The sequence below is a fragment of the Streptomyces sp. NRRL WC-3605 genome (assembly GCF_001509795.1).
GTDB lineage: Bacteria > Actinomycetota > Actinomycetes > Streptomycetales > Streptomycetaceae > Streptomyces > Streptomyces viridochromogenes.
Genome location: NZ_LLZN01000018.1, coordinates 1 through 301 on the forward strand (window position 1 = coordinate 1; position 301 = coordinate 301).

The following is a 301-nucleotide window of genomic DNA, read 5'->3' on the forward strand; positions in this document are numbered from 1 at the left end:
TGCAGATCTGGACCTGCAACACCACCGCCGCCCAGCGCTGGACCGTCGGCACCGACAACACCCTCCGCGCCCTCGGCAAATGCCTCGACATCGACAACGCCGGCACCGCCGACGGCACGAAGATCCAGCTGTGGACCTGCAACGGCACCGCGGCCCAGCAATGGGCCCCACAGACCGACGGCACCGTCCGCAACCCCCGCTCCGGCAAATGCCTCGACGCCTCGGGCGGCACCTGGAACGACGGCACCCCCGTCCACCTGTGGACCTGCCACACCGGCCCCAACCAGAAATGGACCCTGCC

The 301-nt window shown here is 69.8% G+C and carries 1 protein-coding gene; it reads left to right on the plus strand.

What is annotated here, in order from left to right; genetic code table 11:
• A partial coding sequence (locus tag ADL34_RS04965; protein WP_199835523.1) for a ricin-type beta-trefoil lectin domain protein occupies positions 1 to 301 on the plus strand: 301 nt, incomplete at both ends.